The 22,511-nt window shown below is 59.8% G+C and carries 13 protein-coding genes and 1 pseudogene; 6 read left to right on the forward strand and 8 right to left on the reverse strand.

What is annotated here, in order from left to right; translation table 11 throughout:
• Positions 1 to 46: 46 nt before the first annotated feature.
• The 3 genes from BLV97_RS17090 to BLV97_RS17100 form a co-directional block, all read right to left on the reverse strand.
• Positions 47 to 5,128 (reverse strand): RecQ family ATP-dependent DNA helicase, encoded by a 5,082-nt coding sequence (locus BLV97_RS17090; protein ID WP_244521056.1) that lies wholly within the window; start codon positions 5,126 to 5,128, stop codon positions 47 to 49.
• Between the two features lie 210 nt (positions 5,129 to 5,338).
• On the reverse strand, positions 5,339 to 6,004 hold the full coding sequence (locus BLV97_RS17095) for a HEPN domain-containing protein (RefSeq protein WP_035838500.1): 666 nt from the start codon (positions 6,002 to 6,004) through the stop codon (positions 5,339 to 5,341).
• 25 nt (positions 6,005 to 6,029) lie between these two features.
• Positions 6,030 to 7,010, reverse strand: a complete 981-nt coding sequence (locus tag BLV97_RS17100; protein ID WP_092164166.1) for a helix-turn-helix transcriptional regulator — start codon at positions 7,008 to 7,010, stop codon at positions 6,030 to 6,032.
• Between the two features lie 149 nt (positions 7,011 to 7,159).
• Between BLV97_RS17100 and BLV97_RS17105 the strand changes: the two genes are divergently transcribed.
• The 4 genes from BLV97_RS17105 to BLV97_RS17125 all read left to right on the forward strand — a co-directional run bounded on the left by BLV97_RS17105 (position 7,160) and on the right by BLV97_RS17125 (position 15,875).
• A complete protein-coding gene (locus BLV97_RS17105; RefSeq protein ID WP_035838508.1) occupies positions 7,160 to 7,423 on the forward strand; it encodes a hypothetical protein in 264 nt (87 codons plus the stop codon).
• 176 nt (positions 7,424 to 7,599) lie between these two features.
• Positions 7,600 to 10,875 (forward strand): TM0106 family RecB-like putative nuclease, encoded by a 3,276-nt coding sequence (locus tag BLV97_RS17110; protein WP_035838510.1) that lies wholly within the window; start codon positions 7,600 to 7,602, stop codon positions 10,873 to 10,875.
• A complete protein-coding gene (locus tag BLV97_RS21670) occupies positions 10,876 to 14,556 on the forward strand; it encodes an AAA family ATPase (protein WP_244521057.1) in 3,681 nt (1,226 codons plus the stop codon).
• Positions 14,556 to 15,875, forward strand: a complete 1,320-nt coding sequence (locus BLV97_RS17125) for an McrC family protein (protein WP_035838515.1) — start codon at positions 14,556 to 14,558, stop codon at positions 15,873 to 15,875. Before BLV97_RS21670 ends, BLV97_RS17125 begins: the two co-directional genes overlap by 1 nt.
• A gap of 314 nt (positions 15,876 to 16,189) precedes the next feature.
• Here BLV97_RS17125 and BLV97_RS17130 read toward each other — a convergent pair whose 3' ends face one another.
• From BLV97_RS17130 to BLV97_RS17140, 3 genes are read right to left on the reverse strand one after another with little or no spacing between them, the layout of a single operon-like run.
• Positions 16,190 to 17,113: a plasmid partitioning protein RepB C-terminal domain-containing protein gene (locus BLV97_RS17130; protein WP_035838517.1), complete on the reverse strand. Its 924-nt coding sequence runs from the start codon at positions 17,111 to 17,113 to the stop codon at positions 16,190 to 16,192.
• Entirely contained in the window at positions 17,110 to 18,006 is an 897-nt protein-coding gene (locus BLV97_RS17135) for a plasmid partitioning protein RepB C-terminal domain-containing protein (protein ID WP_210184807.1), read from the reverse strand. The genes BLV97_RS17130 and BLV97_RS17135 overlap by 4 nt, the downstream gene beginning before the upstream one ends.
• Positions 18,003 to 19,604 (reverse strand): recombinase family protein, encoded by a 1,602-nt coding sequence (locus BLV97_RS17140; protein WP_280138209.1) that lies wholly within the window; start codon positions 19,602 to 19,604, stop codon positions 18,003 to 18,005. Before BLV97_RS17140 ends, BLV97_RS17135 begins: the two co-directional genes overlap by 4 nt.
• A gap of 756 nt (positions 19,605 to 20,360) precedes the next feature.
• On the opposite strand from BLV97_RS17140, the gene BLV97_RS17145 reads away from it, so the two are divergent.
• Entirely contained in the window at positions 20,361 to 21,191 is an 831-nt protein-coding gene (locus tag BLV97_RS17145) for a protein NO VEIN domain-containing protein (RefSeq protein WP_035838522.1), read from the forward strand.
• A 3-nt stretch (positions 21,192 to 21,194) separates the two neighbouring features.
• Here BLV97_RS17145 and BLV97_RS17150 read toward each other — a convergent pair whose 3' ends face one another.
• Positions 21,195 to 21,575, reverse strand: a complete 381-nt coding sequence (locus tag BLV97_RS17150) for a hypothetical protein (protein ID WP_035838524.1) — start codon at positions 21,573 to 21,575, stop codon at positions 21,195 to 21,197.
• Positions 21,575 to 22,057 (reverse strand): recombinase zinc ribbon domain-containing protein, encoded by a 483-nt coding sequence (locus tag BLV97_RS17155; RefSeq protein ID WP_176992667.1) that lies wholly within the window; start codon positions 22,055 to 22,057, stop codon positions 21,575 to 21,577. The genes BLV97_RS17150 and BLV97_RS17155 overlap by 1 nt, the downstream gene beginning before the upstream one ends.
• Before the next feature lie 74 nt (positions 22,058 to 22,131).
• Between BLV97_RS17155 and BLV97_RS17160 the strand changes: the two are divergent.
• Positions 22,132 to 22,511 (forward strand): annotated as a pseudogene (locus BLV97_RS17160) (IS5 family transposase); the annotation flags it as partial.

Raw genomic sequence — 22,511 nt, forward strand, 5'->3', positions numbered from 1 at the left:
ATCCCTAGGGTTTGAAGCGGGTGCGTTTCCGCCGGGAAGAAGCCGTTCAGCCGAAGACCAATTCAGGTAGGATTGCTTCCCATTCATCGCGTCGAATGCTGCTGCGGAACTCTTCCTTGTTGTCGCTCTTGCTCCAGCGCACGATGGCGCCGATCTCGCCGCGGAGAAAGTCTAAGCCTTCGGGGGCCGCATAGGCACGAGCCATGCGGCCGAGTGTCTGCCCCTTCGCGTTGCGGATGATCCAGGTCGCTCCGTCCGAGGCCAGGGTCACCGGATCTCCAACCCGAGCTGTCTCGATGGCCGCGAGTGCCGGATGACCCTCTTTGAGCCGGCCAGCCCAGGATAGGTCCACCAGTTTCAGATCCGGCATCACGTAGTGGGGCGGGCGCCCCATCAGCGCCTCACGGTCAGGCGCGACCTGCCGCTGTAGCACTGCCTCGTGCTGCGGGATGAGGAACGGGTGCGTGCCAGCAGCTATCACCGCCAAGCTCCGGCGCGCGCGCGTCATCGCAACATAGAAGAGACGCCGCGGGGCATCAGCATCCTCGCCGCGCGAGGGCTTCTCCCAGCCGCCGTCCAAGATCATGACGTCGTCGAACTCCAGGCCCTTGGCCCTGTGGGCTGTGAGTAGTAGCAACCCGCGCTGCTCGCCACGCGTATCTCGAGACCATTCAGCGAACCACTCGACCAGATCTGGCACCGGCATGGGTTTGTCGGCGATCTCGCGCGCGAGTGCCGCAATGCCTTCGGCGATCAAATCGGTCCACCGGTTCCTTGCCAGCCCGTTTAAGACCTCCAACAAATCCGGAATTCCAAGGAGGCGCGCCGGGTCGCGCCGGAGCTGGGCCACGAACGTCTGCATTTCGCGAAGACGCCAGATGTTTGGCAGGCTCTCGTTTGCCATCTCAACCGGAATACCTTGCGCCTCGGCGTAAGCACGTACCGGCCCAAGCCGGCGCCAGTCGCGCGAGATGATTGCCACACGTGACCAGTTCCAGTCCGGGTCAAGCCGGGAGAGTCGCATAAGCTCGTCCACGGCTGCAAAGGCTTGGACAGCATCACCCTGCGGGCACTGCAGAAGTTGCACGCGCCCGGCAGCGACCGGGTCGAGCGCAGTCATCGCACCGCCCGGCGGAGCTTTCGCACGGCTTCGATTGATGGTGATGTCGTGGCCAGTCTTCATCCGCTCTGCGGCCGGTGCAATCACAGAATTGGCGGCATCGATGATGTGGCGGCTCGAGCGGTAGTTTTCGGTCAGGAATTCGGGCCGGGCTTTGTAGTCTGCCTCGAACTGGCGGATGAAGCGGATTGAGGCGCCGGCGAAAGCGTAAATATTCTGGTCATCGTCGCCAACAGCAAAGAGGCTCAGCTGCAGGTCCGGATCCTCCAACGAGCGCCCCGCGACCGCGGCGATCAACGCGTATTCCTCGGGGCCGATGTCCTGATACTCGTCGACTAGGATCCATCGATAGCCCTGGATCAGTGCGTCGCGCTGCGCTTCGGCCTCGGGCTTCGAGAGACCCTCACCATTCAGTTGCCGTACAGCTTCCAGTACAATGCCGTCGAAATCATGGGCATCGCCTGATGCACCGACAAAGCTGGCACCGACCAATCGCATCGCCAGCGCATGGCAGGTGGAAACCGTGACGCGCCAGGCGTCATCGCCGATCAGGTGGCGAAGGCGCGCGCGTATTTCGGCGGCCGCGTGTCGGTTGTAGGCAAGGACCAGGATGCCACGCGGATCCTCGCGCCGCGCCCGGACAAGAAAGGCGATGCGGTGGACCAGAACCCGCGTTTTGCCTGAACCGGGGCCTGCGAGCACCAGCACGTTGGTTTGTTCCCGGTCGTCCGAGACGATCTTCTGCTGTACCGGGTTGTCGAGCGCATCGACGATCGCCTTCCAGGAGGTTCCGGTCGTTTGTCGTCGGATCTCGGCGCCGCGCCCCGGCAACCAACGCCGCAGGAAGGCATCACGATCGAGAACGAAGTAGTCCTCGGAGAGCCGTAGAGCCTGGTCCATCGCGCCCAGGCCCGCTTCGGCATAGGCGGCCATCACATGGGTTTGAATCGTCTGCTCGCCGTAATGCTCTTCGAGTGGTGTGAAGTCCTTTTGAGTGAACCCGCCGCCACCTGGGCGTAGATGCACTGTCATTGCCGGACGGAATACCGTCAGCCCCTTACCGAGCGTCATCACCTCCTGCTCGTGAAGCCAAAGCAGGGCGCGTTCCATGAGCTTGTTCATGTCCTGCACAGCACCTCGCAGGAAGGCATCGCCATTGAGCGAGGCGAGGAGATCCCCCATCGTTGTTTCAACCTGAAGGTCTTTGCCGCGCGTGCCTTTCGGCACCTTGCCGGTGAGATGGCTGAGAAGAAGCTCCGCGGCTTGCCTGCGGATCGCCGCAGTCTGTTCCAGCACCGGCCACGACCGCTGTAGCGCGACCATGAGCGTGTTGCGCGAGACTTTGCGCAGTCGGACGTTGCCGCGCCCGCCGTCCTGATCACGTCCGTCCCCGGCAATGCCACGCAGGAACTTCTCGACGATGTCGGGGCGGGCCGTGGCATGCTCCCGGTCGCGCAGGGCCTGACAAGCCTCGGCCAGATGCAAGGGCGACGCCTCACCGCCTTCTGCATCGGGGGCAGCCTCGCGCATCAGAGCAATCAGTTCGGCTTCCAGGCGGGACGATTGCCCCAAGCGCTGCGAGGACTGACCCTCGACACCGACATGGACGAAGATTGTCACCGCAACGTCGTTGCGGGCGATGCCGAGCGCCTCGAGGTCAGCCAGTGCCTTGTTTAGGCCGCCACCGGTTAACCCGCTGACGCCGGTCAATTCGTCGGTGGAAATGCCTTGATCGGGCTGTGCATTCATCAAGTGGCGCACGATGTCCAAAAGCTGCCGGCGTCGGGTGCCAGTGATGCTGGCCGCGGAGAGGATTGTCTCGGCCTCTTCCAGCCGCTGGACGCGCAGAGATGACGGAAAGACCTGTACCCGGTTCTCCTCGCGGCTAAGCAGCTTTGCCTCTTCGAGCCAGGAAACAGCTGTCTTGACGCGGGTGTCGTCAGTGGCGCTATCGCGCTCGAATTCCAAATCTCTTTCGGCGCGTACGATTTCGCCCGAGGTCGCGATGACTTCGCCGTTTTTTGAGGTCTTGCCGTCGAGCCTGCGCAGTGCCTTCAGGATCGCGCCGATCTCATGCCGCGCCAGCCTCGAGCGCGCCGAGAGTGAGAACTGGCGCTCGACGTCGTCGCCTGCGAAGAGCAGGACGCAGTTGGCATGTTCCCGATCGCGGCCTGCGCGGCCTGCCTCCTGGAGGTAGTTCTCGAGCGAGCCGGGAATGTCACCATGAACAACCAGCCGGATATCGGGCTTGTCGATCCCCATGCCGAAAGCGTTGGTGGCAGCGATCACCCGAAGCTCACCAATGCGGAAGCGCTCCTGGATGTCGCGCTTCTCATCGGGTTTCAGGCCGGCGTGGAAGTGTTCAGCCGCAAGCCCCTGCTGCTTGAGAAACTCCGCGACCCGTTCCGTCGCACTGCGTGTCGCGCAATAGACCACGGCGCCAGAGGCACCTTCGCGCGGCAGTTTTGCTTCGATCACGTCGAGGATGTCGGCAAGCTTGGTCCCGCGCTGGGTTTCGCGCACCTCGAAGGTGAGGTTGGTGCGGACCGCGCCGCCATCGAGCAGCAGGAGTTCGACCCCGAGCCGCGACTTGAAATGTTCCCGGATGTCGCGGACAACTTCGGGCTTGGCGGTGGCGGTCAGGCACAAGACAGGCGCCGGAGGCTCGTCGCCCGAGAACTCCTTTATGAAGCGCCCGACATAGCGATAGTCCGGCCGGAAGTCGTGCCCCCATTTTGAGATACAGTGTGCCTCGTCCAGCACCCAGAACCCGACCTCGCGCTGAGCCAGGACCGAACGGACCGAGACACTGCGTAACTGTTCTGGCGAGATCAGCAGCATCGCGGCTTCGCCCATGCGAACCCTGTCCAGCGCATCCTGCCGTTCGGGTAGTGAGAGCATGCCATTGACCGTGACCGCAGAGGAAATCCCTGCTCGAGCCATCCCCTGCACCTGATCAGCCATCAGCGCCACGAGAGGCGAGATAACTACTGTCAGCGCTCCGGTTTTGTCGAATTTTGACAGGGCCGGGATCTGGTAGCAGACCGACTTCCCAGTGCCGGTAGGGAGAATGCCAAGGATGCTTTGCCCATGCATCGCCTCGTCGACGATCCGCTCCTGCAAAGGCCGACCCATGTCATCCACCGGCTGGGGCCGGAATGCGTCAAATCCAAACCAGCGAGAGAGCGCGCGGTTGGGATCATTCTTCTCGCGGCACCAAGCGCAATCCGGGCTGTCGCAGGCGGTGTCGCGCAGATGGCGTACGATCAGCGATGCTTCACGAAACTGCATGCGCACCCAGGGCGGCATGACGGACTCCCCGCCGGCCACCGAAATCCAGGACAGAGCATAGGCCATCGGCCAACCCAATTGCGGACTCGTTAGCCGCCCCAAAGTCTGTTCAGTGCGCCGTTCGCAGGCTCGTCCAGATAGAAGACGCCGGATCGCGCTTTCCGCATCCCCTGCCGAGGCAACAGGGGCCGCTCGGATGTGGTCGAACACGGCATCAAATCCGGCCGACGCCTCCTGTCGTGTTGCAAGATAATGATAGGCCACCAGCGCATCGGGTTCCGCGGAATTGAGTTCGCGGAAGGCTTGGAGTTGGTTTTCCAGCACCTGAAACACCAGACGCGCATCGAGTTCTGGGTTGTTCACATGCCCCGCCTGGAGGCGGCCATCCTGATAGTGTTTGACGAGGTGGTGGTAGGGATTGCGCGGAAAGGCCAGCGGGTTCAGCCACAGGGTGTCGATCGGGGCGGTGACCAGTTTCGCCAGACGAGGGCGTACAGCCGCGAGATGAGGAAGATCATGGCGCAGGATGTTGTGTCCGATCAGATGATCAGCGTCGGCTAGCGCCGCTTCCAACCGATCCAGTGCATCCTCCAAATCGCCTTTGCGGGACAGGATCGGAGGTGTTTCTCCGCGCCGAACCCCCGCAAACGCAAAGATCCGAGCGGTTCGCGGGTCCACTTCAAGGTCGACCGAAACGCACCGCTCAAGGAATTTCATGGAGGGTTCATGCATTACGAGCGGTAATCCAAATGGGTTTTCCATTGTGAGGCGATCGCGGATCATCGCCAAGCCAAAGTAGCCAGGTCAACAAGCCCGTATGCGATCCAAGGGGAGGTACGAATTTTATGATTGAAGAGCTTTTTGTCACTGTTGGGGCAAAGGGTTGAGTATTATTGGCATCGCGAAAATGACGGCCACCAGAAGATCCTACTGCACGACTGGATAGAAGGGCTTTCCCCACTCCTGTTCAGGATTCTCCATCATCAAATCGACGAATACGGGTAGCAGAAAGGCCAGGATGGCCGCGCCGTCACGGACCTGCGTTCGGTTCACTCCACTGTTCCAGGTCGAGCCGCCATGCACGAGTTGATTGCGCAGCACATACAGGCGGTCGAAGACGAAGCTCAGCACGCGAGCCGTGTCTCCAGCCTGAAACGCCTGAGTGAAGGACTTGGCTGATGCTTTGAAGCGCGCTTCCCAATCCTCGTAGCCGTCGATGCCGTTGTGGTATTGCCAGAACGGATTGAAGACGTAGCGATTTTCCATAAGCAGCCTTACGGGACCAGTGAACCGCTGCCACAGAGCCTTGTAGATCCGCTTCTCATGATCCAGCGCGACGAGTTTGCCGAAGAAATCGAGAAACGCCGCGCGCTCGCCAGGAGCGATGCTTTGGAATTCACGCTCGTCGGCATAGGCCGCATTGAAGGCGATCCAGAGAAACAAGAACCGTGCATCTTCATCCCCGTCGCAGGCTTCTGACCTTCCGACCCAGCTAATCGCTCGGTGGACGCGCAAGCCCATCGTTTCAGGGAACCCAGCGCGAATAGCGCGCTGCTTGTTTTTCAGGTTGCTGAAACTCAGGCTGTCGTTCATCGAGCTCCTCCGCTGGAAATCTCTCTCATGGCATCGCACCGAAGTCGGAACGGCGATAGCCTTCAACCATGGCGCGCAGTGCATTGGGCGCGATAACCTCGACCTTGTCACCCCATTGGTAGAGATGCCAGGTCATCTCGAGCCAACCGGCGGCGTGAAAGCGGATGACCAAACTGCCATCTGTTTGCGGCTCGAGAATCTGATTTGGGTGAAATCTGAAGCCCGCCGCTCGCTGCGCCGCCTCGGGCGCAAAACGCCAAATGACCTCTCCATATTGTTCCGGGTCTTGCCAGACGCCGAAGGACTGCGCGGCATAGTCCGCAATGGTGAACCCTTCCTTCAGCGCAAAGCTTTCGTCGAGCGTTGTTGCCTCGCGAATGAGATCGATCCGGAAGTTCCGAACCTCATCGGCCTTGGCGGGATCACGGGCAGCAAGATAGGTGCGATGGCCCAGGAGGACGCCATGAGGTTCGAGGATGCGCGACGTCGTGTCTGCATTGTAAAGAACGCGCAGGCGGAAGGGGCCGCGCAACGCCTCGATGATCGCGTCGAGAATGTCAGGGGAAACGCTGACGCGTGGACCGGGTCGTGTCACTTGGCCCATTGCCGTCAGAACCGCTTCGGCATCGGCTTCGACCCGGGCTGCGCTGCGTGAGGACAGCCTGGCGAGTAGCCCGTCACGAAGATCGGTGAGAGCTTGCGCGTGTCGAAGACGTCCATCGGCCTCGGCGCCGCGCGCCGCGATCTCCAGCGCCTCGATCCCGGTCTCTTGGCGCAGCTGAAGCCGATCGAGGTGCGGATCGGAGAGGCGCCAGCGACGTTTTCTATCCTCACCGTCTTCCGCAGTGACGTTGCCGAACGTCTCTTCAAGAGCGTCGGTCATGCGCTGTGCTGTTCGGTGCGAAACGTCGAACTCGGCGCAAATGTCTTCAAGGCTTATGCCATACCGCCGCGCCGCTGCCATTTGAGCGAGGCGGATCAGATCCTGGGCTTTCGCGAAAGACATAAGCGCACCGAGCGAGCCTGTCAGAGTTTGACACCCTCGCAGGCTAGGAAGGTTCCTGCGCCCTGTCGAGTGATTCCCTTAGCAGGTGATTTCAGCACGAGTTCCTTGGGTTCGGCGGGGCGCACCAACTTGGCAGAAGGAACAGCAACATGAGCGGAAGTGTCATCAGGATTGAACGGATCTCCTCCCGGAGCGGCGGCGTGGAGGAACCGGTCGTCACCAGCAAGGGCTATCAACTTGCCGATCCGGCGCATGGCAAGCACAGGCACCATGCGGAACATGCGACCTATGTGAAGACGCTGGACGAGGCGGTGGCGCTGATCGAGCGCGGGTTCTCACTTCGGATGGGGGCGAAAGGCAAGGCCCCTTCGTTGATCGCGCCGAAAAGCCTGCGGATCGTGCGTGCAAGCTAGAGGCGTGATCTCTAAGCACCTAGCATCACGAAGAAATCGGGGTAATGCTTCGTCGTATTCCGTTGCCGCGCAGTGTTGTGCGTGACAGTTGTTGACACCCATCTGGGTTATTGAACAAGGTGCAACTCGGAGACGATTCCGCTTTGAGTTGCGCTCCTTTTTAATTGTAGGAACCCATGCGGGCATTAGGCGGCAATATCCTATTCTCAGCGACGGATCTGATGCGGTTCATGGGCTGCGCTCACGCAACCTGGCTTGATCGGTTGAGCGTGCGTGGCGAAGGGCCTGAGCCCGGTCAAGACACCGAAGATGCTGCCCTGCTGCAGAAGCAGGGGGATGCACATGAGGCGGCGCATTTGGCGAAGCTGAAGGCATCCGGTCGGCATGTCATCGAGATCGATCGGGGTGATCTGGCTATCAACGCAGAAGAAACTCGCGCCGCACTTGCGACAGGGGCCGAGGTGGTGTTCCAGGGCGCGTTTCTTGCGGGCAACTGGGGCGGATGGTCAGACTTTCTGGAGCGGGTCGAGCGCCCCTCGGCTCTGGGTCCGTTCAGCTATGAGGTGGCCGATACCAAGCTCAAGCGCCAGCCTCACCCGAAACATGTGCTGCAACTGGTGCTCTACTCCGACCTTCTGACCGAGATACAAGGCGTGGCACCCGAATTTGCCCATGTCGAGTTGGGGACAGGCGAGAGGGCGACCCTGCGGCTGGCGGACTATGCCCATTACGCGCGGGCCGCTCGCGCTAGACTTGAGGCCTTTGTGGCTGAACCCGCGACGACGCGGCCTATACCTTGTTCCGATTGCGCTCTGTGTCGGTGGGCGGATCACTGCAGCAGTGTCTGGGATGCCGAGGACAGTCTCTTCAACGTGGCGAACATCGCCAAGGGGCAGGTCAAGAAGCTGGAAGCCGCCGGGATCTCCACGATGGCGGGGCTGGCGACGCATGCAGGCCCAATTCGCGGCATGGCGAATGAGACCCTGGAAAAACTGCGCACGCAGGCTCGGCTCCAAAATGCCCGGAAGGTAGGGGCACCCCACTATGAGCTGCGTCCGCCCCAATTCGGGAAGGGATTTGATCTGCTGCCGGCGCCGCAGCTTGGTGACCTCTTTTATGACATCGAGGGGGACCCCCATTACGAAGGCGGGCTCGAATACCTGCATGGCGTCTGGTTCGATGGAGGCTTTCGTGCCTTTTGGGCGCATGACCACAAGGCAGAGGCGCGGGCCCTGTCGGAACTGCTCGACTTCTTCCGGGACCGGCTCGCAAGTTTCCCGCAGGCGCGGATCTATCACTACGCCCCCTACGAAATCACCGCCCTGCGCCGCCTGACCGCGAAATACGGGATCGGTGAGGCGTTTCTGGACCGGATGCTTCGGGAGCGCCGCTTCGTGGATCTCTATGCTGTTGTGCGCGGCAGCCTGATCTGCTCCGAGCCCAATTATTCGATCAAGTCGCTGGAGGCCTTCTATGGGCTTGAACGCCAGGGTGAGGTCAAGACGGCTGGCGGTTCGGTCGTGGCTTATGAACACTGGCGAGAAACCGGCGAGCAGCAGATCCTCGACGAGATCGAGGACTACAATCGCATCGACTGTGTCTCGACGGAACGCCTCCGCGACTGGTTGGTTGAAGTCCGCCCCGAAGGTCCTTGGCCGCAGCTCATTGAACCTGCGGATGCGAAGGAAAGTGAAGAGGATATCGAGGCCCGGGCTTTACGATCACAGCTTGCGGCGTCAGACCTCTCAGAGGATAGGCAGTCGATGCTGTTTGACCTCGGGATGTTTCACAAGCGCGAGGCCAAACCGGCCTGGTGGGCGATCTTTGACAGTCTTGGCAAGGATGATGAGGATCTGATCGATGATCTCGATGCCTTGGGTGGACTCGTTGCGACGGGGCCCGCCGAGCCGATCAAGCGCTCAGTGCAGCGCAGCTACCGCTTTCCGACACAGGAAAGCAAATTGCGCGGCGGCAAGAAGGCCAGCATTCCGACGCCCGAGGGCTTCACCTCGGTGAATATCGAGGCATTTGACCGGACGGGGCGAACAATTACGCTGAAGATTGGGGCCGCACGGGCTGATCTCCTGGCGGACCGCCTGACACTTCATCCTGACAAGCCGATCAATGCCGACGTGATCGCGTCCGCCCTGCGCGACGTGATCGATGACCAATGTGGTCCTCGGAGCTACCGCGCCGTTGATGATCTTCTCTCCCGCTCGGCCCCGCGGCTGACGGGCGCGGGCCCCATTCTGCCGGAGGGTGACGTGGTCGCAGGCACCATCGCGGCAGTCGGGCGAATGGATGAAACTGTGATGCCCATTCAGGGCCCTCCTGGGACCGGCAAGACCCATGTCACAGCGCGTGCAATTCTGTCGCTTGTCCGAGAGGGAAAACGGGTGGGCGTGGCCTCGAATTCCCATGAAGCCATTCGCAACGTCTTGATCGGGTGTCTGAAGGCACTGGAGGACGTGGATCTTCCGATTGACCTGGACCTCATCCACAAGGTGTCGGGCGAAGAGGATGGTTATCCTCAGGACTGCCCGATCCGCCGCACCAATGACAACGCGGAAGCAGCGTCAGGTGGTCAGGTGGTGGGCGGCACGGCATTCTTCTTTTCCCGCGAAGAGAACACTCAAGCCTTCGACTGGCTGTTCGTGGACGAGGCAGGCCAGGTGGGGCTGGCCAACATGGCGGCCATGGGCCGGGCCGCGCGCAACATCGTGCTGGTGGGCGACCCGCGCCAGTTGCCGCAGGTGATCCAGGGCGCGCATCCGGCGCCTGCGAACCTGTCCTGCCTGGAATGGATGTTGGGTGATCACGCCACCATTCCGCCGGATCGCGGCATTTTCCTCGGCGCGACACGGCGCATGCATCCGCAGGTTAATCGCTTCATTTCGGATCAGGTCTATGAGGGTCGTCTCGAGAGTCACCCTGATACTGCCCGCCAGGCGGTGACCGGCACGAATTTTCCGGAAGCCGGCGCCTATTGGGTGCCGGTGGCACATGAAGGGAACGCACAGGTTGCATTGGAAGAAGTCGAGGCGATCCAAGCTGCCGTCGAGGAACTACTGACTGGCGCTTGGACGGAGAAGGACGGCGTGACGCGCCCCATTCGTCAGTCTGATATCATCGTCGTCGCGCCCTACAACGCTCAGGTTAACGCGCTACGCGAGGCCTTGCCTGAGGCGATCCGGGTAGGCACGGTGGACAAATTTCAGGGCCAGGAAGCACCTGTATGCCTCGTCTCCATGACGGCATCCTCTGCGGAGGAGACATCGCGTGGCATGGAGTTTCTGTTTTCGCTCAATCGCATCAACGTGGCCGTGTCGCGGGCAAAAGGTTTGGCCCTGGTTTTCGGGGCTCCGCGTCTGCGCGAAGCTAAATGCGAGAGCGTGGAGCAGATGCGGCTGGTCAACACATTGTGCGCGCTACGAAAGCTTGGAGAAGAATGAATGTGGAGTGAATTCGAAGCGCGAATTGCAGAGAATGAAGGAGAGCAGTCCCTACCTCTTCGCCGCGCGCTTTTCGAAGTAATACGCGGATCGAATTTGCGCCCTGGACAAGGCGTTACCAAGAAGATGGTATCCTTCAAGTTCGGTCCGTCGGAGCGCCTCTTGTGGGAAATTCAGAGTCCGGCGCGGAATGTCTTTCTGTCCCAGAAATGGCAATCTTACCTGGAGCAAGCCGGCTTTTCCTGCGAGTTGCGGCCATACCAAAAGGGCATGAAAGATGGCGGGCGGCATTCAGCATTAAGTCGTGAATGGGCCTTTGGTGAGGCTGACTGCGTTGTGCTACGCATTGACGACGCTGGGGATCTGAAGCGATTGCTAGAACTCTTAGTGAAATCCGGCGCGGAGTTGGTGCTCGATCCAGCAGCGGTTGAGCGCTGGATTGCAAGTTTGCGAAGGTTTTTCCCAAACCTTGATCGTTTCGACACTCCCGACCCGGATTTTGACGATCGCGAACGCGACTATAAACTGAAGACCGTGGCAAATTTACGCGCAGCGTTAGAGGGCGCCGCAGACGATCAAGCGGTTGCCCAGGCGATCTTGGCCGCCGCATCCGACAGCAACCTTCTCGATTGGCGCACATATCTTCCATTGACGCGAGGAAGCGATGCTGATCGCTCGCAATTGGATCCAGCCCTCGGCGCGCTTGCCCAAGCTGCGCTCGGGCCGACAGATGGCCATCCCGCAGCTTTGGCAGCGTTCGCGTCGGCTTGGCGAGACGCAGTGCCAAAGGGTTCTGACGACGCGGCTCGTCAGATTGGAGAGTTCCTGTTCTTGCATCTTTGGCCTGACGAAGGGGTCTATATCAGGCATTCAGTAAGGCAGGATCTGTGGCGAGAGGCCATCGGGACGCGTTTTCCTGCGCATGAATCGATGGCCGATACCTACTTGGATGAACTCAGGTTCATGAGGGCAGTTCGGAAAGCCTTCGAACAACGTGGGTTAGCGCCGCGTGACATGATCGACGTTCAGAGCGCTTTGTGGGTGGTGCACAACTACAAGGATGATGGCGACGCAACTTTGGATGAATTGTTCAACCGCGGCACCGTTGAAGCCGCAATGGACGCCTACGACAGTTACCGTGTCAGTGGTGAGCACGGTGACATTTTCAACGCGTTCGGAGAACCTCGCGATTATTGGGTGCGTTCGACGCGGGAGCGCCAAAACCGTGTCTACCCAACCAAGCCACTTGTTGGCTACATCCTGAACAAGACCGATCTGAATGGCGGTTGGGGACAGAAAGCCGACGCGGCCGCACGAATGCACAATGCGGGCTTCATTGTCGTGGATCGAGACGACAAGCCGGCCACACCGCCCGAGGAAGCCGAGCACCTTTTACGTGATGCGGACCGTATTCGAGTCTGTGCGCTGAACTATTTTATCGAGCCGGCTCGCGAGCGCGGGGCATCCAGTGTGGCAATACGCGCCGGCGATCTCGCCCAAGCCATGGGGCTCAGAGACGCGTTTCCAAACATTTGTCAGGTGCTCGGCGGAGACAAGTTCCAGCACTTGGCCAAGGTCCCAGCCCCAACGTCCACCGAACCCAATCCCAGTAGCTCGACCACATTTACCTACCAGCTTGGATCAAAAGCGGAGCCAAATACCGTGACAGAAGCAACCTCTACCAAAGCGTTCTCCGCTACTAACCTGATCCTCTACGGCCCGCCCGGAACCGGGAAGACCTATGCGACGGCTTGGGAGGCGGTGCGGCTCTGTTTGGGTAACGACGTTGCCGCAGAACTTGAGAACAACCGAGACGTTCTGATGGCCGAGTATCGACGTCTTGTGAATGATGGTAGGATCGAATTTACGACCTTCCATCAGTCGTTTTCTTACGAAGAGTTTGTTGAAGGCCTTCGGCCGAGTACCGGAGAAGGTGAGACGAACACGCCTGAAGAAATCCGATCCGGAGGGGGCTTTGATTTGAAGCCTCACGACGGAATTTTCAAACGTATCAGTGAACGCGCACGTCTGGACCAAGGAGATTACGATCACGCTCGACATCTCGACCGGAGCCAAGGTCTCTTCAAACTCAGCCTCATCGGCTCTGACTGGCGGGATCAGCTCGCGTCAGCCATGAAGCAGCATCAAATATCATGGGGTTTTGGCGCGGGCATTGATTGGTCAGCGCCAGAATTCGAGGACTTCCAAGCGATCAAGCAACTCTGGTTGGAAAGCAATCCAGGAACTGACGGCCGATCGGCAGACATAAGCGGTACTTGGTATTTCAGAGGCGCAGTCGACGTCGGAAGTTATGTCCTGCTCACTGTGGGGAAGAACCGTATTGTCGCGTTGGGACGCATCTCTGGTGACTATGAATTTCATCCGCATGTAGGTGATCGACAGCATACCCGAAAAGTTGATTGGATTTGGGGCGACGAGAGAGGGGCAGATAGGTCGTCGTTCTACCCTCAGACTTTTAGTGCGTTTCAGCCAATGTATCAGTTGGCGCCCGACAAAATCGACTGGGATACGTTGGAAGCAATTACCTTTGGAAAGAAGGCGCAGTCAACGACGCCTGCGGGGTACGAGGGCACAGAGCTTCCCTTCCTCGACGGCTCAGGCTCTTCCGATGAGCAGGCTTTTTCAGATGATGGCGGCGATCTAGTGCCGTTGGTTGATCTGGATAAGTTGGATTTGGACGAGGAACCAGAAGGAGATCTCTTCACAATCGGAAAATTGCCACCGGTTCGCGCCGGTACGTTCAGGCATCTGGCACAAGACGTCGCGAAGCAGTTGGTTAAGAGGTATCCGCATGGGTTCGCACTGAACCAGTACCGTGACGCTCTTGTGAAGGCGGGGAAGATGGCTGCAATTGAACCGACAGGGGGATGGGAAAGCCACAATATGCCCAACTGGGCAAGTCATCCGGCGCAGGGCTGGCTTGTTCCCAAGGCACAGGTAAGTGCAACGTCTAGACCGGATGGTGGGATGCCAATTGATAACGTGAGTGCTGAAAATCGGGCTAGTAATGGTCCTGAGAAATCGTCCAACCAATACGTTCTAATCATCGACGAGATCAACCGCGCCAACATTTCCAAGGTTTTCGGCGAGCTGATCACCCTGCTGGAGCAGGACAAGCGTTTAGGGGCACAGAACGAAGTGCGCGTTCAGCTCCCATATTCGAAAAAGCCGTTTGGTGTGCCTTCCAATCTGCACATCATTGGTACGATGAACGCAGCGGACCGTTCCATTGCTCTGCTCGACACCGCATTGCGCCGTCGCTTCAGTTTCCAAGAGTTGATGCCCGATCCGAAAGTGCTTTCAGAGAATGTTGGCGGCATCAATCTCAGGAAGCTTCTTTTCACGATCAATGAACGTATCGAGTATCTGTTCGACCGAGAGCATCAGATCGGGCATGCATACTTCACGGGATGCCGTAGACGGTCAGACGTCGAGGACGTGATGCGCCACAAGGTCATCCCGCTTTTGGCAGAGTACTTCTATGACGATTGGTCCAAGGTGGCCGCGGTATTGGGCGACGGGCCGGCGACGACCAGGAGACACTTCCTTGAAGCCATCAGTCTGCCGCCGCCGAAAGGTATGTCTGAGGACGATCTGAACGGCGACAAGCTGCGCTGGAGCGTGAAGGCTGAATTTGACTTCTCGGAGTTCGAAGCCTGATGAAACCCTATACCGTCCGTGAATGGGACAAGCTCACATATGGTGACGGTGACGGGCAGATTCCTGGACATTTGGCGGATCGGCTGGCGGCCTTGGCACAACAGTCGCCGTTTTCGGGGAGAGGTGGCAACGGCGTGCTAGAGCATGGCCGGCATGCCCTGCGGGCGCGGGGGGTCGTCGGTATCTTGGCGGCCGGGGACTGCAGCCTGGAGATCCTGCCCAAGATCGAAGTCGCGCCCGACGAGTCAGTCGAAAACCGGAATGCGGCAATCCGGAAACGGCTAATTCACATGCTTGCCGTTGCCTTGAATCTTAAGCTGGATCTCGGGTCCGTAACAGACTTGGCCTGGCAACGGGAGACCCTGCTCGAAATCTTGATCCGTATCTTTTGCGACAAGCTCACCGAAGCCGTCCGGAAAGGAATGCCACGTCGCTACATCGAGCACGAGGACGATCTACCCGCGCTGCGGGGCACGTTGGACGTCGTTCGGCAATTTACACGCAATGCTGTGAATGCGTCTCGTCTCGCATGCCGATTTGATCTCCTTTCGGAGGACATGGCGTTAAATCGGATCATGAAGGCTGCAGTTAGGTCTTTGTCTCGTACCTCACGGAGTACGACAAATCAGCAGCGCCTTCGCGAACTGGCTTTCGTCTACGCAGACATCGCAGACATCGATCCCGCAGCGTTGCGATGGGATGACGTGGTAATCGACAGAACCAATCGCCGCTGGCAGGAGCTGCTGAGTATGGCGCGGCTTTTCTTGGAGGGCCGGTATCAGACAACAACAGGCGGTGCTGGCCGTGGCACCGCACTGCTCTTCGAGATGAACACATTGTTCGAGGAGTATGTTGGACGCCTGATTGCGCGCGCGTTGGCTGGGACGGACATGACTGTCTCTCTGCAGGGCGGGCGTATCTTCTGCTTGTCGGCTGAAATGACGGAGCGCGGTCTTTTCCAGACTAAACCAGATATTCTGATCCGACGTGGGGGTGCCGTGGTCCATGTGATCGACACCAAGTGGAAGCGGATATCCTCCCGGATCGATGATCCGAAGCAAGGGGTTTCACAGGGCGACGTCTATCAGATGATGGCCTATGCGCAGCTCTATGGCGCGCCACGTCTAACCCTCCTTTATCCTCATCATTCGGGCCTGGGTAGCCGAGAGCTCGTTCTCGCTCGGAACCGTATCACTGGCCACGACACTATTCTCGAAACGGCAAGCATTGATGTGGCGAACGGTAAGGACATGCTTGGTCGACTGCGAAGCCTGATCTTGGTCAACGAGGCTGACGCAATGAAGGCCTTGCTTGCCTAACCGCGAAAAAAATCAGTCGGTGTGCGCGTGCTGATCCGAGTAGATGATCTCGCAAATTGAATTGGCTGGATTTCGGCGGCCCGCAAGCATTGCGCCTATCGCCGCGGAAAATGCGGGAGGCCACGCCGCGCTTCGCGGCCTCCCCAGTCTATCATCCACGCGCCGGCAGGCATGCCAGCACGCCGCCGGCCATCTGGGCCGGCTCGATGGGCCCCGACGGGTTCGCCGTCCTCCCCATCACCACACTCGATCCGCCCCACCGTGCGGCGTCTCCTGTGGTCCCCGCGCTTGTCGGGTCCGGGTCCCCATCGCCTTCAGCCGATCGTTCGATCGGAGCCTTCACCTTCGGAGTCTGTGAGCGAACGGAATTCGCCAAGATATTCACCGCGGTGCTGCCCCAGCCAGGACACCACCTTCGGATTGCCGAGCAGTTTTCGGATATAGCCTCGCGCTACCGTGAGGTGCAGCGTGTCGACACCGTAGGTCTCTTCGAAGGATTTCACCTGGGTCTGCAGACTCGCCAGTTCGCGCTCCATCTTCGCCATCTGTTCGGTCGAAACCTGACCCTCTCGCTTCGGTGGCTTTCGGCGCGGAACAGCAAGTGCTGCGTCCGGCGTCGCCGCCAGAAGCGCCTTGGCGAACTGAACCGAGTAGTTGTTCTGACCCGCCATGAGCTCGGCCGCTTCCACCTGCCGGATCGGACCCATGCGTCGCAGGATGTCGAATACCGCCATGGGCGCGGACGTGTCCTTCAACACCTCCACGGCTTCCGGGCAGATCCCATTGAGGAGCCGGGTTCTCCGAAAGATCGTTTCAATATTGAGTCCGAGTGCCTCGGCGATTGCTGCTTCTGGCACACCACGTGCGATCGCGCGCTTGATCATGCTGTGCTCCTGCACCGCCGCCAGCCGGTTGATCCGTTTGTTGTAGGTGTAGGTTTCGTCATCGGTGGAGACGAGGCACTCGACACGCTGGATGCCGAGGTCTTTCAGGGCCTCGATCCGCATGTGGCCGTCGAGCAGGAAAAACTTCGCTGCGTCATCAAGGTTGCGCGCCACGACCGGAGCCTCCACCAGCCCGATCGCCTTAATCGAGCCTCGGATCTGCGCGTATTTCTTGCTCTCCTTGGCGCCCGGGCGCAGCACCTTCAGAGGAACAAGCTGTTCGATTGCGAGGTCGATGGTGTCGGGCTCGAAGGCAAGTTTGACGGCATTGATGCCACGGCGATCGACGCTCATCGGACTGGCTCCGGCATCAGACGGTCGGCCAGAGCTCTGGGCATGTCGATGAGGCCTTCATCGCGGAGAAGCTCCGGAAACTCCCCCTGAGAAAGCAGATCCCGTAGAGCTTCGACGATGAAGATCAGCCGGGCCTGGGTAACATCGGATTTCCGGACCAGGATGCGCTGCTTGTCGGCTTCTCGCTGGTAGAGCTTCATCAGATCGGCCTGGGTGAGCTTGCGGCTTCCACCTCGCCGACCCAAGCCACTATCCGGCACAGTCTTCTTCTGCGAGAGCCGCTGGTCCAGCAGACGTCGGATCTTGCCGAGCTTTTTGCCCTTGATCTGGCCAGCCTCATAGGCGTCCATCAGGAGAGTCTGCACGTCGTCGCCTTTCGCACGGGCGATGTCGACGGCGAGGCTGACAGGGATGAGGCCGGTTTCGACCGCCGCCACAAGCCGTTCCTCGCCGCGCTCGAGGAGGGTGACGATCATGTTCACCCAGCTCTGTGTGCAGCCGATCTTTTCGGCGATGTCGACATCGGTGTAGCCACGCTGGTGCAGGTTGCCGATCTCGAGCATCAGATCGATCGGACGATGCTGGCGCCTTGCGATGTTCTCCACCAGGCTCATCACCATGCAGTCCGCTTCCTCCGCCTCAATGACGACTGCCGGAATCTTCTCCTGCCCAAGCAGTCGAAAGGCTTCCAGCCGGCCCTCGCCGCAAACCAGGTCGTAGCACTCGGGGTCGTCAGGGTGTCTGCGAACGGTCACCGGTCGCTTGAGCCCGACGGCATCGATGTTGTCCACGATTTCCCTATGCAGGCGCTTGTTTCGGGCACGGGGATTCAGAACTTCGATCTGGTCGATCGGGATCATTTGAAGATGCTGGGGGCGGGGCTGGTCAGTCATGCTACCTCCCGGAGAGTTTTGCGCTCGGCAAGTGCGTAGAGCGGATCAAGGGTGTCAAACCTGTATCCATCGAGGGCCAGGCCGTTTTCTTCGGCGAGACGAAGTCTGCGGGTGCCAATGTCGAGGAGTGGAAAAAGGAAGTAATCGAAGGGCTTTCGGTTGAGCTCGTCCATTCGAATGACGACCGAGATGTCTGGCACAAGCCCGGTATCGAACCGAACCCGCCAACGCAGCGAGCCGGCTGGAGTCCGAGTACAACGGACGATGACCAAAGACAGGGTGAACTCGCGATTGACGGTCACGATATCTGTCTTTGGGTCGCGTGATGCTGCGCCACCCGCGGCGGTGATCCCGTTCAAGACCTCTTCAATGACCTCGGGATGGATAAGGCGGAGTTCTCGGTTGATCTCGATATAGCGGTAGTCACGTCGCGGCCGGAAGCCGACGAGACGATAGGCCCTGAGCAAACTGCCGAACCTGTGGCTGTAAGCGCTGCTCGAAGGGGTTTCGTCGGCTTCATCGATGATAAGGCCCGAAAGCGCACCCTGGTGCTCCAGAACTGCACGTAGAGCAGCGAGCATTTCCTCATCAGACATGCGGGCCGAACGGGCGGAAATGATCTGGTTGGCAGCTTCATAGAGTGCGGGATCCACGATTGCCGGAAAGCTGTTTGGCGCCCGGATCCAAGTGTCGGGTTCGTTGCGGACGCGCTTTTTCTTGAGCTTGAAGGACATGCGGTTCCAGACGTTGGTGCCGATGTACTTTTCGTTGATCAGAATTTGGTGAACGGTGGCCCGCGTCCACGGCCGGCCAAGGTCCGTCAGAATGCCGCTTTCGTTCAGCCTTTCGGCGATCTGCGCTTCGTTCTGACCGTCGGAAACAAAGGCGCGGTAGATCTGTCGGACGATGGCTACTTCATCCTCGGGGCCCGGCACGAGTATGACTCGATCAGTTTGCAGGCTCTTGTGCTCGCCTTGGGCAAGCGTTGCCTTGGGGACGCCGTTCTGATCGATAAGTAGGCGGCGCAAACCAAATCCTGCCGGGCCACCCTGGCGGAAGCCTTTCTCGATCAGGCGACATTGCCCGGCAAAGACTTTGCTGGACAGTTCCCGGCTGTATTCGCCAGCCATGGCGCGTTTGAAGCCCTTGAACATCGTGGCCATAGGGCTGCCGTCGTTTTCGAATTGTTCGGCGCAATAGTGCACGTCAATCCCGGCGCGCCGGCAGATATATTCGTAGTAGGCACTCTCATCTGCGTCCTGAAAACGGCCCCAACGGCTAATGTCGTAGACAAGGATGACGTCGAAATCCGCGCTTCCAGAAGTGACGGTCTCAATCAACTGTTTCAGGGCGTCCCGGCCTTCGATCCTCAGCCCGCTCTTTCCTTCATCGGCGTAGGTGCGGACGATCTCCATGCCGCGCCTTGCGGCATAGGCTTGGATTGCCGCCGCCTGGTTTTCGGTCGAGTAGCGCTGGTGATCCGTTGACATGCGCACATACTCTGCCGCCCGGACAAGGGGTGGGCCATCGCGCGCTCGGTCTGAAAACTCTGGATCCGCCACCGAATTCGACCTCCACCTGCGACAGGACAAAAGCATCCTTCGCCGGCGTCGCAGAGGTCCGGGTACGGTCATTTATCAAGCTAAGAGTCCTTTAAACGATACCAGATTCTTCTTTGCGCGGCGCGGTTCAAGTGGCACCGGAAGTCTGCATCGGCTGGAAGCTGCCACCGAGATACTGGCGGGGACCAGGTTCCCTGCTCGATTTGAAAATTACCTTGTTCAGCCCGAAAAAGTTCCCTGTTCTTTTCGGTAGGGAAATTCCCAATAACTCATTGAATACTCTCGGGGATTTTCGTCGATATTGCCGTCAAATGCCCGAAAACAGCGGAATTACCCTGTTATTTTCCCTGTTTGCAGGGAATTTTGCAGAGACGGGATAGCTCCAGACTGGCTCCTCCGCCATTACCCCCATTGCGAACCAGTGACACCGCCCTGACGGGCACGGATTTTTCCGTGTTATCAAAGGGGATTGCGGAAACCGACCGAACCTCATAGACGCGCCGCCTAGCCGAAGCTGGGCTCAGAATGACCCTCAGTCTCAGTTTGGGCGAACCTCACCCGTTTCGGTTCGGTCTCGTTTTCTCGTTACCTTTCAATGCCCTGCCCCTGAACCCCGCCAAAACCTAAACGTGCGTTCCGAACGACATCGATAGCAACATAGCCAGAACACGCGGTAGGCGCGTTGCTCGGGATGCCAGCGTAGATTGGCGGATTGCTAGGGTAGGTTTGCATCCCATTCCCCCAACCGAAACCGCTGATGACAAATGATTTTCCCGCGTCTAGCCTGGCCGCATGTCGAACGGGCCTTGGACAGATGCAGAGAATGACCTGATCGTCGCGGATTACTTCGCGATGCTGGCTGCGGACTTCGCTGGTCAGTCCTATAACAAGGCCGCGCACAATCGCGATCTTCAGGCCCAGATCGACCGCAACCGCAGTTCGATTGAGTTCAAGCACCAGAACATCAGCGCGGTTCTCCGGGCACTCGGAGAGGACTGGATCCCCGGCTACAAGCCCGCGCAAAACTACCAGGGCACACTAGAAGAGGCGGTGGCGCGTTGGTTGGAACTCAACCCCGGCTGGCTGTCCCGCATTCCGGACCGGCCCGCGATGGGCCTCCGCGAGGCGGCTCAACTTTGGATTGGACCGCCCCCGACGCTCAGCAACCAACCGCCTCCGGCTGAACTTGAGCAAACCATCGCCACCGCCCGCAAATTCGATGTAGCGGAGCGTGACGAGCGCAACCGCGCGCTTGGCCGGGCGGGAGAGGAACGCGCGCTGGCGCATGAGAAAGCGGTGCTGGCTGGCTCCGGGCGCTCTGATCTTGCGTCAAAGGTGCGATGGGTCTCGGAGGAGGATGGCGATGGCGCGGGGTATGATATCGCCAGCTATGCGCCGGATGGTCGGCCCCGTCTGATCGAAGTGAAGACGACCAACGGCTGGGAACGCACACCTTTCCATATTTCGCGGAATGAGCTGGCTGTTGCCGACGAACGGCGGGCGGACTGGTGCCTTATGCGGCTCTATCACTTTTCACGGGAACCGAAGGCGTTCGAACTGCGCCCGCCGCTGGACGCCCACGTGTCGCTGACCGCCACGAGCTTTCAGGCCAGCTTTCACTGACCCTCAATCAAACACCCGACCCGGTTGCTCGGCCCACGGCAGTTCCGATACGCCGCAGAGGTCGAAGATCGACAGCACCGTCGGCTCGCGCCGCAGCACCAGCCGTTCCAGCACCGATGGCGATAGCCATGCCAGTCGGATCACGCGGCTGACATAGCGGTCAGAGATACCTTCCTCTCTGGCAAGATCAGCAATGGTGTTCACATCACCTTGCTCCAGCCTGTGCCGCCATGCCCACGCGCGACCGATGGCGCGCAGTAGCCGGGCATCCTGGCCGCGATCCATGGCCACCTCGATTTCCTTGGGCGGCAGGATGCGGGGTCTGCCGCCGCGATTGCGCAAGGTGAGCGGGATGTGGACGCGCAGGGTTTCTTGCTCTGCCATCACGCCACCTCCGGATTGGACGGGGCCATGAGTGCTGCAATCGCGCCCAAGCCCTCATGTCGGAGGTCGACCGCCAATCCGGCCTCGCTGGCGGTGACCCGCGCCACCAAGAGCCGGACCACGCGCGCCTGTTCGGCCGGGATCAGCGCGTTCCACATCTCGTCAAACTGGGAGAGCGATGCGCTGATGTCCGCCTCGCCAAGGTCCGGCCGATCCTTGCGGAGGGTGCGCGACACTCGCGCGGCAACCTCCGGGGTTCGCAGCAGGCGACGGATTTCGCCGACAACGGCATCCTCGACCATGCCACCCGGCAGCCGCTGCGGTCCGCGCAGCTCGGCCTTGGGTCGTTTCTTGATCACGTCCATCGAGACGTAGTAGCGATAACGCCGCGTACCCTTCTTGGTGTGGTGCGGGGTCATGGCTACGCCGGTTTCGGTGAAGATCAGCCCGCGCAGCAGCGCCGGTGACGGCTCTTGGGCCACTGCCTTCCTAGGGTCAGGACCCATTGATTTCCGGTTGGCCGCGTGATTCACAGTTCGAAAAACGAGCGGTGAACATGTCTGATCTCTTCTGGCTGACGGATGCGCAGATGGCGCGTCTTGAGCCCTTCTTCCCCAAGTCACACGGCAAACCCCGCGTTGATGATCGGCGCGTGTTGAGTGGAATTATTTTTATCAATCGCAATGGTTTACGGTGGCGCGATGCCCCTGCTGCCTATGGGCCGCACAAGACGCTGTACAACCGTTGGAAACGGTGGAGTGACAAGGGCATCTTCGCCCGGATGATGGCCGGTCTGGCCGCCGAGCATGGCGAAAAGAAGACTGTGATGATCGACGCCACTTACCTGAAGGCACACCGAACAGCGACCAGCATGGGCGTGAAAAAGGGGGGCGTGGACGCCTGATTGGCCGGACAAAGGGCGGCATGAACACCAAG

The organism is Allgaiera indica, assembly GCF_900106675.1.
GTDB classification, from domain to species: Bacteria; Pseudomonadota; Alphaproteobacteria; order Rhodobacterales; family Rhodobacteraceae; genus Acidimangrovimonas; species Acidimangrovimonas indica.

Coding starts and splice junctions, on each gene's coding strand:
- BLV97_RS17090 (WP_244521056.1), bottom strand. CDS start 5,128: ATGAAATTCCTTGAGCGGTGCGTTTCGGTCGACCTTGAAGTGGACCCG.
- BLV97_RS17095 (WP_035838500.1), bottom strand. CDS start 6,004: ATGAACGACAGCCTGAGTTTCAGCAACCTGAAAAACAAGCAGCGCGCT.
- BLV97_RS17100 (WP_092164166.1), bottom strand. CDS start 7,010: ATGTCTTTCGCGAAAGCCCAGGATCTGATCCGCCTCGCTCAAATGGCA.
- BLV97_RS17105 (WP_035838508.1), top strand. CDS start 7,160: ATGAGCGGAAGTGTCATCAGGATTGAACGGATCTCCTCCCGGAGCGGC.
- BLV97_RS17110 (WP_035838510.1), top strand. CDS start 7,600: ATGCGGGCATTAGGCGGCAATATCCTATTCTCAGCGACGGATCTGATG.
- BLV97_RS21670 (WP_244521057.1), top strand. CDS start 10,876: ATGTGGAGTGAATTCGAAGCGCGAATTGCAGAGAATGAAGGAGAGCAG.
- BLV97_RS17125 (WP_035838515.1), top strand. CDS start 14,556: ATGAAACCCTATACCGTCCGTGAATGGGACAAGCTCACATATGGTGAC.
- BLV97_RS17130 (WP_035838517.1), bottom strand. CDS start 17,113: ATGAGCGTCGATCGCCGTGGCATCAATGCCGTCAAACTTGCCTTCGAG.
- BLV97_RS17135 (WP_210184807.1), bottom strand. CDS start 18,006: ATGACTGACCAGCCCCGCCCCCAGCATCTTCAAATGATCCCGATCGAC.
- BLV97_RS17140 (WP_280138209.1), bottom strand. CDS start 19,604: ATGCTTTTGTCCTGTCGCAGGTGGAGGTCGAATTCGGTGGCGGATCCA.
- BLV97_RS17145 (WP_035838522.1), top strand. CDS start 20,361: ATGTCGAACGGGCCTTGGACAGATGCAGAGAATGACCTGATCGTCGCG.
- BLV97_RS17150 (WP_035838524.1), bottom strand. CDS start 21,575: ATGGCAGAGCAAGAAACCCTGCGCGTCCACATCCCGCTCACCTTGCGC.